Origin of the sequence: Gemmiger formicilis, assembly GCF_016901605.1 — a bacterium.
Classification (GTDB): domain Bacteria; phylum Bacillota; class Clostridia; order Oscillospirales; family Ruminococcaceae; genus Gemmiger; species Gemmiger formicilis_B.
The window spans coordinates 1-8,659 of record NZ_JACJKP010000126.1; the positions used below are offsets into that span (position 1 = coordinate 1).

The following is an 8,659-nucleotide window of genomic DNA, read 5'->3' on the forward strand; positions in this document are numbered from 1 at the left end:
GCCGAGCCTTAGGCCCGGCCCGGAGATTGCTATTATGCACCATTAGCTCAGCTGGTAGAGCAACTGACTCTTAATCAGTGGGTCCTGGGTTCGAGTCCCCGATGGTGCACCAAAAGACGCCTTACGGAAACGTAGGGCGTTTTTTTTTATGTTTGCGCCTATGGGAAAGCAGTGCCTGGTGCAGACGGGGACGAGAACAGCACGTCCGGGCGGTCAGCGTCCCGCCCGGTTCCAACAGTCCAGTGGACTGTTGGAAAGTGCGCGGGTCCCTCCGTGGCCTGATTAGTCAGAAAGGGGACTGCCCCTACCCCTTCGGGGGGGCTCATGCGCCGTGCAAGCGCTTGCATTCGCCTCGCGGGGATCGGTCGCTAATTGTGCACCATACTGAAAAATCCGAACGCATACTTTTGCAGATGCGTTCGGATTTGTTTTTTGTGGATGTATTGAGGAAATTGCGGTTACACTCGATAATGTCACAGAACTTATGGGTACTCACCAGAAGGCTTTTAAAAGGCCAAGGAGGATCTCTGTCGCCATTTTTGTAAAAGGCACATACCGCACTGTAACAAAATGTGTTTTTTCTTTCTTGTTTCGTCGTCAAGAAACAAAATGATACAATAAATTGAAAAAGGGTGACCTTTTGTCATTGTGGAATACAAAGGAATAATCTATCATTGAATTGTTGGAATTGCACGAATTCGGGCTTTGCTGGTGGAGAATAACTGATGAAATGACAAGGAGGACAGCAATGCTCAAGTCTATCCATATGAAAAATCCGGGAATGCCTGGATCGCTGCAGTGCTGGGTAAGGCTCATTCCTCCGCAATATGTCGGCGGTATTCCAATGGGGTGAGACCATACTCACGCTGAAACACTTTGTAGAATTGCGTTCTGTTCTCATAGCCCAGTGATGCCGCGATCTGGCAGACCGGCAGCTCTGTGTTTCTCAGAAGCCGCGCCGCCTCGGCCATCTGTACCTTTTGACAGTACGCTTTAAGTGTGTATCCGGTGTTTGTCTTGATGATGCGGGATATATGCTCGCAGGAGTAGTTGAGTGCCTCCGCCAGATTGGTCCGGTGGATAGCCCCGTGGTGGGCTTCAATCAGCTTCTTGACCTGTTCCACCGCCAGCAGTTCTTGACTGTGCCTCAGCGAAATGTGTGTTGCTTTGTATATGTCAGGATTCTCTAGGGCGGCAAACAGCCGGAGCAGAGAGGAGTAAACGTCAAACTGGTATCCGATCCGCTTGACCGAGAAAGCACGAATCAGTTCCTGGGTGAGCTGTGGGATCGTATCTTCTCCTAAAAGGGTGAAGTCCAGGTAGTCCTTTTTATAGGCGGCACGTTCCGACAGGTTGTCGCTGAAAAACTGATTGAGAATGCTTTTGTACTGAAAGGGTGGTGGAAATGATTTGGGCCACTGTGTCAGCAGAGAGGCGTTGATGCCGATGTAAACGATATCCGCGTTCGACATATCTGTTTCGCGATGCATAGTGTTTCGATTGAGGAGACAAAGGTTTCCCTGCGTATAGGTGGTCTCGGCCCCCTCGATCATCACCCGGACGTGGCCCCGCTGCACATACATCAGCTCAAAAAAATTATGTTTGTGCATGTAGGTCTCATGAAAGAATTCGTGTTTGTTTGGGGTGTGAACGCAAAAGGACCATGCATCCATATAGTTGGAAAACAGATATTCCTGAGGTTTCTGGATGCTGGTTACGATCGACAACGGAGAAAAATAGTCCCGTTCGGCCGTATGGTTGCGAAGATAGTTCGGACCATGGCTGCCGGTCTGGTTCCGCATTTCATCAATGCTGTCAAAAAACAGGTGTTCCATGCGAGCATCCCCCCTTTTATGGCAGTATAGCATGGAATTGAGTATTTTTGAAGGAGGAAGTATCTGTGAAGCGGCAATGCTATAACCCCTATCTTCCCAGTTGGGAATACATCCCGGACGCTGAACCGAAAGTATTTGGTCAGCGGCTGTACATTTATGGGAGCCATGATCTCTTTGGTGCCAAGGAATACTGTGAGGGCGATTACGTATGCTGGTCGACCCCGGTAGACGATCTTTCCGACTGGCGGTATGAAGGCGTAATCTTCAAAAAGCAAGATACGCCGTGGAATAAAAAGAACCTGTCCTACTATGCACCGGACGTGGTGCGCGGCACAGACGGACGGTACTACCTTTACTATTCGGTTGCCAATACGTCGATCACATCGGTCGCTGTGTGTGACAAACCTGCGGGAAAATACCAATATTTGGGCGATGTTCACTTCCCGGACGGGCGAGTCTACGGCTCAAAGCCGGAGGATTGGTTTATGTTTGACCCAGCCGTTCTGGTTGATGATGACGGGCGGGTGTTTCTCTACGTGGGTAGCGGGCAGAAATCCAATGGACAATTCGGCCACGAGATCAAGGGGCTGTTTGTGATGGAACTCAGCTCTGATATGCTGACCATCATCAGCGAACCAACCATCATCATGCCGGCGGATTTTGATCCCAAGAAGCCGAACTATTGGGAAGGACCCTCTATCCGTCACATCGGTGAGTGGTATTATCTGGTCTATCCGGCCACGGACATCACCGGTCTCAATTACGCGATGAGCCTGTTCCCCGACAAGGGATTTATCCACAAGGGACCGATCCATTCCTCAAGCGATATCGGTCTGGAGGGAAGAAAGCTCATGAATGCGGCATATCCGATGGGGAACAGCCACGGCGGTATGGTATGTGTCCACGGGCAATGGTATATATTTGACCACCGAACGACCAATGGCGCCAAACGAAACCGGCAGGCGGTAGCCGAGCCCATTGAGATCCGTGCGGACGGGACCATCCGCATGGTGGAGTCCACGAGCTGCGGATTGAATGGCGGCCCTTTGAAGGGAACCGGGACCTATCCGGCCTACATTGCCTGTGTTCTGCACCATGCCGGTACGTTTGGTCTGCGCAACCCGATGGGCGGACCCGAGATCACCCAGGATGGTCCGGACTACGAGCCACCGGAGCCCGGGGAACGGGAAGTGACCATAGAGACCGAGAGGACGGCACCAAAGGCGTATATTTCCAAAATGAAGAATGGCAGTATTGCCGGCTTCCGATATTTTGATCTGAATGAAAGCACCCACATTGCTGTAACGGTTCGCGGCGCAGGCGGCGTGCTGGAACTCTTACCTGGGGAAAAAGGCCCTGTCATAGCATCCATTCCCATTGCCGGGACAGCCGACTGGACAACCGCCGGAGTAAAATTCAACGCCAGACGTTTGGCGTTGGAGAGCCGGCGCCCCATTGATTCCTGCCCGCTGTATTTCCGGTATAAGGGAAAGGGAACGCTTGACATCTTGAGTATTACGTTGGCATAAAGGGGGATAACGATGGACTGGACACCAATTTGGCATCAAGCCGCGGCCCCTGCCTTTGCGATGGGCTTTTTGGCGGGCAAGAAAAAAACAGTGGTGTATTCTGTGATATCCCAGGTTTCGGGCGAGAAACTTCGGGTCCGCTTCTCCAACCACTATGGAAAGAAACCCTACACCATTGGGGGACTGACCGTGTGGGCACATGGAGAGATGCATACCGTCACACGGGACGGTAGCCGTGTTTTCACGGTCCCCGCGGGGGAAAGCTGTTATTCGGATGAGTTGACGCTCCCGGTGACGATGGGGGAAGAGCTGGAAATCAGACTCTACTATGCATCCAAGGTCATGGACAGCAATATGATCGAGGAAAATGCGGTAAGCTACCCGGGAAATCATACGGCGGACAGAGAGCTGCCCCCGCCCCGGCGGGAAAGATATATGGAACAGTACAACCTTTATGAAGCGATTCCCGGGATGGATCAGATCGAGGTGTTTACCGGTCAGCCTTCCAAAATCATCGTGGCGTTCGGGGACAGTATAACGGCTATGAACCGCTGGGTAAAGCCGTTGCAAAGGCGTCTGTTCGATGCGTATGGCGGTGACTACGCACTGATGAACGCCGGAATCGGCGGGAATTGCCTGCTTTATGATGTTCCGGGCCTGATGGGGGCTTCCTACGGGGAAAAAGGGGTCTCTCGCTTTGAGCGTGATGTACTCCGTTTTTCAGAACTCTGCGGAGTGATTTTTGCGTTGGGGGTCAATGATGTGGCCTACTATTCCCAAAAGACAGGGGCGGTCATTTCGCTGGAACAATATTGTTCGGCCGTAACCGATATTGTGGATCGGCTTCATAAGGCAGGTATCCGGGTGATTGCCCAGACTCTTCCGCCCCGCACCGGTTTTGTGAAAAAAGGGTATACCCGGGAGATGGAGGAGCTGAGAGTCCGCATCAATGGATGGATCAGAGATAGCGCGCTGTTCGATTATATGCTTGATGCGGATGCACTGCTGCGCGATCAGAAAAATCCTTCGTTCACCGACGAGCGTTATCACCAGGGGGACCACCTGCACCCGAATCAGGTCGGAGGAATGCTGCTGGCGCAGGCGTATGATTTGCAAAAGCTGACAGGGGAGGTGTAGGCATGGGGAAAAAGTATTTCACGCTCAGCTTTGATGATGGACTGGAACAGGACAAACGGGTGATCCGGCTCATGAGGCAATACGGGCTCAAAGGAACCTTCAATCTCAATGCCGGCCTGTTTGGCACTCGCGGCGAGGTGAAGGGACTTGGAACCTTCTCTTTTCAGGATTGCCCCGAAGGCGTAAAGCACAAGTGGCCATTTTCCTATGTGCAGCACAACCGAATTCCACTGGACGAGGTGTGCCAGGTCTATGAGGGAATGGAGATTGCCACCCATGGCTTCCGGCATGAACCGCTGGGGGCTGTCAGCGAGGATGAAATGCGCGCATCGGTGGATGCGGACAAGGCCGCGCTGGAAAAAATCTTCGGCACCACGGTCGTGGGGCACGCCTATGCGCAGGGTTCAACCTCGCCGGCTGTCCAGGCGTATCTGAAGGCGCAGGGGTATCAATATGCCAGAGTGGTCTTTCCCACCGGCGGCTTTGCGTTCCCGGATGATCCGCTGAACTTTCGGCCTTCCTCCTCGCTTATTCTGAAAAATGCCGTGAAGCTGGTGGAGCGCTTCAAACGTGAGGAACCCGGAGAAAAGGATCTGCTGTTGTTCCTGTGGGCACACAGTTATGAAATGGACTACGAAAAGGGGAACGCCAGTTGGTATGCTTTGGAGCGGCTTTTTGAATCGATCGCAGGCCGAAGCGATATCGTGTATTGCACAAACAGCGAAGCGTTCGCGCATATTTAAGGAGAGCAGGAAAGTGAAAAAGAAAGATTTTAACCGAGGTTGGCTATTTGGCGCCGTGGGAAAGGAACAGTCTATGCAACCGGTCACGCTTCCCCACGATGCCATGCTGTACGAGAAACGTTCAAAGGATGCGGCAACAGCGGGAGCGTGCGGATACTTTCCCGGCGGGGTCTATGTCTACGTCAAACGGATTCTTGTGCCTGAAACGTGGCGGACACAGTCCGCTGTACTGGAATTTGAGGCGGTTTATCAAAACGCGCAGGTGTTCGTGAACGATGCGCTTGTGGCTGAACAGCGGTACGGGTATACCAACTTCTTTGTGGTGCTGGACCCACAACTGAAGTATGGCGAAGAAAATGAGATCAAAGTGATCGCGGACAACTCGTCGGTACCCAATTCCCGTTGGTATTCCGGTAGCGGAATTTATCGCAACGTAAACCTCTTCCTGGGCGATAAGAGTCATATCCGCCCGGATGGACTGCTCGTCTCCACTTCCGGAAACGATGCGGCCCATGTGAAAGTTTCGGTCACCGGTGGTGATACGGTCAGAGTCTCTATTCTGGATGGTGAAAAGGTGGTAGCGCAGGCCGAATCTGCGGTCAAGGAAGGCACTGCATCGGCGGACATTCCCGTTTCCCAGCCGCGGCTTTGGGACGCGGAACATCCCGAACTGTACCGGTGCAGAGCGGAACTGTTGAAAAATGGTGAGATGGTGGATGAGGCGGACGCCTGGTTTGGATTCCGTACCCTTAGCTGGAGCACCAGAGGATTTTTTGTAAACGGCAAGAAAACGCTGTTCCGTGGCGCCTGCGTCCACCACGACAATGGTATTCTGGGCGCATGCTCTTTTGAGGATGCCGAGTTCCGCCGTGTCCGTCTGCTCAAGGAAGCCGGTTTCAACGCGATACGTTCCGCCCACAACCCTGCCTCCAAGGCGTTGTTGGATGCCTGTGACCGGCTGGGTCTGTACGTCATGGATGAATTCTGCGACAACTGGCTGGTACATAAAAACCCCTACGACTATGCGGACCAGGATTTTCGCGCATGGTGGCAGCGGGATCTCACAGCTATGGTCATCAAAAACTACAATCATCCCAGTGTGGTCATGAACTCTATCGGAAATGAAATCTCCGAACTGGCTATGCCCGAAGGACAGGAGTACTGTAAAAAATTGGCAGTCCTGGCACGAAAGCTGGACCCGGACAAAGCAGTGACGATGGGAGTCAACCTGATGCTGTGCAGTATGTCGGCCAAGGGCGGCGGCATATACGGCAACAAAAAGAATGGGAAAGAGAATAAAAACGGCAGTCAGACGATGGACAACGTTCCCACCAGCGCCTTCTTCAACATGCTAATGAACCTGGCCGGGGGTATGATCGAAAAAATGGCCGCCAAACCTGCCGCGGACGATGCCACAAAGGTGAGTTTCTCTTATCTGGATATTGGCGGTTACAACTACGCCGCGTCCCGATACGAGAAGGACGGTACGCTCCATCCCGACCGCGTCATTGTCGGGTCCGAGACCCTGCCCAAGAACCTGTATCATAACTGGCAACTGGTGAAAAAACTCCCCTATGTCATCGGCGACTTTATGTGGACGGGCTGGGATTATCTGGGGGAGGCGGGTATCGGTACCGTCCGTTACAAAAGTTTCAAAAATCCCGGACAGGATGCGCCCATCATCTCCGCCGGCTGCGGCGTGATCGACATTTGCGGAAAGCTCCGCCCCGAGGTGCAGTGGAACCGGCTGATCTGGGGGCTGGACCATACCCCTGGCATCGGCGTAGAACCGTTTACCCATGCAGGGGAGACCGGCTCGGTATCCATGTGGCGTGACACAGACGCAGTGGAAAGCTGGTCCTGGGCCGGCTGTGAAGGCAAAAAAACCAAGGTCACGGTCTACTCTGACGGCGAAACGGCGGAACTCATTGTCAACGGGCATTCCTATGGCCGGAAAAAGACGAAGGAATACAAGGCGGTCTTTAACCGCGTTGTCTATAAGCCCGGTACCATCACCGCAATCAGCTACGATGGCGAGGGAAAAGAACAGAGCCGGACTTCCATGAAGACGGCCGTAGGGCCCGCCGAACTGCGTGTGGTGGCTGACCGGAGCACCTTGCAGGCAAAAACGCAGGATTTGGCCTACATCAGCATTGACCTGACGGGGGCGGATGGCACCACAAAATCTTCTGAGGATACTGCGGTCACGGTGGAGGTTGACGGTGCCGGGAAGCTGCTGGCCCTTGGTTCTGCACGGCCCAACATGGGGGAGAACTTTTTCTCCGATACCCACACGACCTACTACGGCAAGGCATTGGCCGTGGTCCGCGGCGGCGATGTCCCCGGAAAGGTTACGGTCACGGTGAAGGCAAAAGGCCTGCGGGCCAAAACGCTTGAATTGGAAGTGATCTGAGAAAAGGGCATAGGCCAGACTGCAGATTCCGATGTCTCACCAAAAAGACTGCAACAATCGTTGCAGTCTTTTTCTACGTGATCTACTTCATAGATTTTGCGGGAAATTCACATTCTTCCGAAAGAGGGAACATCGGCTGCGCTATGAAGCGACCTTTAGAGCCTGTGCGTGCCAGCAGATAGCATTCGTGTCCTTCCGTCCGGAAGGTGAATGTGTGCTGTGATATTGGTGGGAATGGTGAATTCGTAGGTGACCGTATCTCCTTCATACCGCCAGCCGCTTTCGATTCGGCCTGCAGGCGAATCATAAACAGCTTTGGCGTACCCCAGCGCTTTGTGCGGAGTGGGAGCAATGGTCAGTTGACCGTCCGTGAAGTGAATGCCGCAGACGCCCCCGAACAGCCAGCCGCAGATAGCACCGTAGGAGTAGTGGTTCAGGGATTCGTGTGGTTTGCCCTCGGCGTCAATGCCGGTCCAGATTTCCCACATCGTGTTGGCTCCTTTGTTTACCTCATACAGCCAGCCCGGAGCCTCCGGCTGCAGCAGCAGGCGGTAAGCGGTATCAATGTAACCGTATTGGGCCAGCACACCGCACAGGAAGGGGGTGGAGAGAAATCCGGTGTTCAGATGGTATCCGTTGTCCACCACCATCTGGTTCAAGGTGGCAGCGGCTGTCTGGCTCTCCTCTTCACCCAGCAGGGCAAAGGCAATGGCCCGGACGTATTCACATTGGCGGTCCGAGTGAATGACGCCGTTCTCTGTGAAAGCTGCACGGTAGGCCTTTACGGCCTTATCGGCGGTAGCACGGTAAGCTTCGGCTTCTTCCTGCCGCCCCAGTACGGCCGCAATTTCGGCCAGCAACCGGCCGGAGTAGGCCAGGTACGCTGTACCTACGCTCTTGCGGGGATTGGCCATGGCCTGCATGGGTGTTACTCCGGGTTCGCACCACTCACCGTAGTCCAGGCCGTTGAGCACCGTGTATTTGGCATACTCGCCGCTCTGT

6 protein-coding genes and 1 tRNA gene are annotated in these 8,659 nt (G+C 53.7%); 5 read left to right on the forward strand and 2 right to left on the reverse strand.

The genetic code is table 11. The annotated features are described in order from the left end of the window. Window positions 1-36 precede the first annotated feature (36 nt). Window positions 37-112 (forward strand) — tRNA-Lys (locus tag H6B10_RS10110). A gap of 700 nt (window positions 113-812) precedes the next feature. Here H6B10_RS10110 and H6B10_RS10115 read toward each other — a convergent pair. After that, window positions 813-1,835 (reverse strand): AraC family transcriptional regulator, encoded by a 1,023-nt coding sequence (locus tag H6B10_RS10115; RefSeq protein WP_204651493.1) that lies wholly within the window; start codon window positions 1,833-1,835, stop codon window positions 813-815. A gap of 65 nt (window positions 1,836-1,900) precedes the next feature. Here H6B10_RS10115 and H6B10_RS10120 point away from each other — a divergent pair, with 65 nt between their 5' ends. From H6B10_RS10120 to H6B10_RS10135, 4 genes are all read left to right on the forward strand, one after another. Beyond that, window positions 1,901-3,364: a family 43 glycosylhydrolase gene (locus H6B10_RS10120; RefSeq protein WP_204651494.1), complete on the forward strand. Its 1,464-nt coding sequence runs from the start codon at window positions 1,901-1,903 to the stop codon at window positions 3,362-3,364. A gap of 12 nt (window positions 3,365-3,376) precedes the next feature. Then, a complete protein-coding gene (locus H6B10_RS10125; protein ID WP_204651495.1) occupies window positions 3,377-4,501 on the forward strand; it encodes a GDSL-type esterase/lipase family protein in 1,125 nt (374 codons plus the stop codon). A 2-nt stretch (window positions 4,502-4,503) separates the two neighbouring features. Next, window positions 4,504-5,244, forward strand: coding sequence for a polysaccharide deacetylase family protein (locus H6B10_RS10130; protein ID WP_007046213.1), 741 nt, complete (start codon window positions 4,504-4,506; stop codon window positions 5,242-5,244). Between the two features lie 73 nt (window positions 5,245-5,317). Beyond that, window positions 5,318-7,657, forward strand: a complete 2,340-nt coding sequence (locus H6B10_RS10135; RefSeq protein ID WP_207751609.1) for a glycoside hydrolase family 2 TIM barrel-domain containing protein — start codon at window positions 5,318-5,320, stop codon at window positions 7,655-7,657. 155 nt (window positions 7,658-7,812) lie between these two features. Here the strand turns inward: H6B10_RS10135 and H6B10_RS10140 are convergent. Next, window positions 7,813-8,659 (reverse strand): alpha-L-rhamnosidase C-terminal domain-containing protein (locus H6B10_RS10140; RefSeq protein ID WP_275951068.1); only part of this gene is annotated, 847 nt, incomplete at its 5' end.

What these genes read in the sequence shown, in the direction of transcription:
- H6B10_RS10130 (WP_007046213.1), top strand. Translation starts at nt 4,504, where the DNA reads ATGGGGAAAAAGTATTTCACGCTCAGCTTTGATGATGGACTGGAACAG.
- H6B10_RS10125 (WP_204651495.1), top strand. Translation starts at nt 3,377, where the DNA reads ATGGACTGGACACCAATTTGGCATCAAGCCGCGGCCCCTGCCTTTGCG.
- H6B10_RS10115 (WP_204651493.1), bottom strand. Translation starts at nt 1,835, where the DNA reads ATGGAACACCTGTTTTTTGACAGCATTGATGAAATGCGGAACCAGACC.
- H6B10_RS10135 (WP_207751609.1), top strand. Translation starts at nt 5,318, where the DNA reads ATGCAACCGGTCACGCTTCCCCACGATGCCATGCTGTACGAGAAACGT.